Here is a 2,700-nt window from a genome sequence, read left to right as displayed (position 1 = left end):
GCGCATGACATCGCGGCCGTCGAGACCCTCGACGCCATCGCGGGCCAGCCCTTCGACTGGATCTTCATCACCGTAAAGACCTTCGACGTCGAGGGCGCCCTCTCGAGCCTGGCGGCGGCGGGCCTGCTTCAGCCCCAGACCCGGGTCATGGGGTTCCAGAACGGCGTGGGAACCGAGGATGCGGTGGCCGCAGCCCTCACTCCCGAGCGCACGTTCGTGTGTGTGGTCACGCGGCCCATCGCGTTCACCGACCGACCGGCCGAGGTCGAAGAGGCATCGTCACGCGGCGGCATCTCGATTGCGCCGTACGTCTCCGGCCAGCCCTTCGGCGACCTCGAGCCGGCCCTTCGCGGATGCGGGCTCGAGGTGACCCGCTTCGAAGATCAGCGCGTGATGAAGTGGTCGAAGCTGCTCCTCAACATGACGGCCAACGCCACCTGCGCCATCCTCGACATGACCGCGGCCGAGCTGTACAGCTCCCCCGCGCTCTTCGGGGTCGAGCGCGCGGCCTTCCGCGAGGCGATGCGCGTCATGACCGACATGGGCATCGCCCCCGCGAATCTCCCGGGATACCCCGCGCGCCTGCTGTCAAGCGTGATGGCGCTCCCCCCGTGGATGGGGCGCCTCATCCTGCGCCAGCGCGTGGGGGCCGCCCGTGGCTCGAAACCGCCATCCCTCCTGCTCGAGATGCAGCGCCCGCGCCCGGAGTCGGAGGTAGGATGGCTCAACGGGGCTGTCGCCAGAGAGGCCCGTGCACGGGGACTCACCGCCCCGATCAACGCGCTCCTCACCGAGACCCTCAACGACATCGTCTCCGGGCGCGTGCCCTGGGATGACTGGCGGCACAAGCCCGCCCGGCTCGCCGAGGAAGCGCTGCGCCGGAAGAAGCGCCCTGTCGGCTGAGCCCTCGCCCCGACGGGGTGTTGGCGAGACCGCCGAGAATCGAGGGCGGCACGAAGGCACCGGGCCCCGCATCGGAGAAGGGGGCGCCATGTTTCGTCGCATGCTCATCGCCAACCGAGGCGAGATTGCCGTTCGCATCATTCGTGCCTGCCGCGACCGCGGCATCACGCCCATCCTGCTGTGCGCCGAGGTCGACCGCGCCTCGCTGGCGGCCCGACTCGCCGATGAGGTGCACTGCGCCACCGGCATGGGCCCACGAGAGACATACCTCGACATCGAGACGGTTGTACGCGCCGCGCGCGCCGTGAACGCCGACTGCGTGCACCCCGGGTACGGCTTCCTGTCGGAGAACCCGAACCTCTCCGCAGCCTGCGCGGCCGCCGGCATCACGTTCATCGGGCCGTCCCCCGAGCAGATCCGGCTTCTGGGCAACAAGAACGCGGCGCGCCGCCAGATGGCCGAGAGCGGCGTCCCGGTGGTGCCCGGCTCTGACGCCCCGCTCGAATCCCTCGACGAAGCGCTGGCACAGGCAGACACCATCGGCTACCCCGTGCTTCTGAAAGCATCGAACGGGGGCGGCGGCCGAGGCATGCGCAAGGTCTTCAGCCCCGAGCAGATGCCAGACGCCTTCTCGTCGGCCCGCTCAGAGGCGCAGGCTGCCTTCGGCAGCGCCGACGTATACATGGAGCGCTACATCGCCCGCCCGCGTCATGTCGAGATGCAGATCGCCGCAGACGCGCACGGGAACGCGGTCTATCTGTTCGAGCGCGAGTGCTCGATCCAGCGCAGGTTCCAGAAGATGGTCGAAGAGGCCCCCTCTCCCGCCCTCGACGACGTGACGCGGCGTCGCATGGGCGAGGCTGCGGTGACCGGCGCGCGGGCCATCGGGTATCAGAGCCTGGGAACCTTCGAGTTCCTGGTCGACGAGAACCGCAACTTCTACTTCCTCGAGGTCAACACGCGCTTGCAGGTCGAGCATCCGGTCACCGAGGAGATCACCGGCATCGATCTCGTGTGCCTGCAAATCGACATCGCCGCGGGCCTTCCCCTGCCCTTCACGCAAGATCAGCTGTCGTTTCACGGCTGGGCGTTCGAGGCCCGCATCACGTGTGAGAACGTGTTCGTAAACTTCGTCCCCGACCCCGGCCGCATCGAGCACCTCGAGCTCCCCCAGGGGCCGGGCGTGCGGGTCGATGGGCAGATCTATACCGGAGCGGTGATCCCGCCGTTCTTCGATTCACTCATGGCCAAGCTCATCGTGCGCGGGGCCGACCGGGAAGAAGCGCGCCGGCGCATGTTGCGCGCCCTCGACGAGTTCGTGGTGGTGGGCACCCACTCGAGCCTGCCCTTCCATCGCTGGGTGTTCAGGCACGAGGCCTTCGTGCGGGGCGACCTCTCGACCCATTTCCTCGACGAGCACGACTGGACGGGCAGCGCGAAACAGCTTGCTGCGTCACAGGTCTCGGCGCGGGCCGCGCAGATCGCGGCCGCGCTGGCCGCGCTCAGCACCCCGGCGATGAGCGCCCTGCCGCGCGCGACGGCCGACATCGATGCCTCGGCGAACTGGAGAATGGCCGCGCGCCACTGGTGACCCCGCTCTCACGAGGGCACCGCAACGATGTCAGGGCAGATGGCTGACACGACGACGGCCGTCTGCCGCCGCGGGATGGCTTGAGAGATGGACGTCGGCGTGCGCGCCCCCGCAGGACAGATCGAAGCGGTCTGACTGGGCGGAGACGCGATAGAGCGGCTTCTGATGACCCTCTCCCTCGCAGCATGCGGCAGGGGCCTGCGGAA

The 2,700-nt window shown here is 68.9% G+C and carries 2 protein-coding genes; both read left to right on the top strand.

Annotated features, from left to right (window positions below):
* A partial coding sequence (locus tag EB084_23265) for a ketopantoate reductase family protein (protein ID NDD31182.1) occupies nt 1–903 on the top strand: 903 nt, incomplete at its 5' end.
* Between the two features lie 88 nt (nt 904–991).
* Entirely contained in the window at nt 992–2,494 is a 1,503-nt protein-coding gene (locus EB084_23260) for an ATP-grasp domain-containing protein (GenBank protein ID NDD31181.1), read from the top strand.
* Nucleotides 2,495–2,700: the final 206 nt, after the last annotated feature.

This window comes from Pseudomonadota bacterium (assembly GCA_010028905.1).
Taxonomy (GTDB): Bacteria; Vulcanimicrobiota; Xenobia; order RGZZ01; family RGZZ01; genus RGZZ01.
This window is presented reverse-complemented; position numbering and strand designations above follow the sequence as displayed.

Bases quoted from the DNA above. Each gene is read 5' to 3' on its own strand.
- EB084_23260 (NDD31181.1), top strand. From the start codon at position 992: ATGTTTCGTCGCATGCTCATCGCCAACCGAGGCGAGATTGCCGTTCGC.